Origin of the sequence: Pseudoalteromonas sp. SIMBA_162 (assembly GCF_046535955.1) — a bacterium.
GTDB classification, from domain to species: domain Bacteria; phylum Pseudomonadota; class Gammaproteobacteria; order Enterobacterales; family Alteromonadaceae; genus Pseudoalteromonas; species Pseudoalteromonas marina.
This window is the reverse complement of record NZ_JAWJBQ010001421.1, coordinates 1-228: the sequence shown is the minus strand read 5'-3', so window position 1 is coordinate 228 and position 228 is coordinate 1. Positions and strand designations below refer to the sequence as shown.

The 228-nt window shown below is 61.4% G+C and carries 1 protein-coding gene; it reads left to right on the top strand.

The window, feature by feature from the left end; all coding sequences use genetic code 11:
- A partial coding sequence (locus R0J88_RS24290; RefSeq protein WP_410901499.1) for an AMP-binding protein occupies positions 1 to 228 on the top strand: 228 nt, incomplete at both ends.

The following is a 228-nucleotide window of genomic DNA, read 5'->3' as shown; positions in this document are numbered from 1 at the left end:
GTCTACACCAGTGGCACCACGGGGCGCCCCAAAGGTGCGGCGCGTAGCCAGCGTGGCGACCTTGCATTGGCGCAGAATCAGGCCGAGGTCATGGATGTGCGCATCAACGGCCGTGTCTTGGTGATGATGCCCATGTTCCATGCTGGCGGTATTTCAATGATGCTGTCGGAGTTCTGGCATGCTGGCTGCGTCGTGCTGCACCGCAAGTTCGATGCCCGCGAGGTGCTA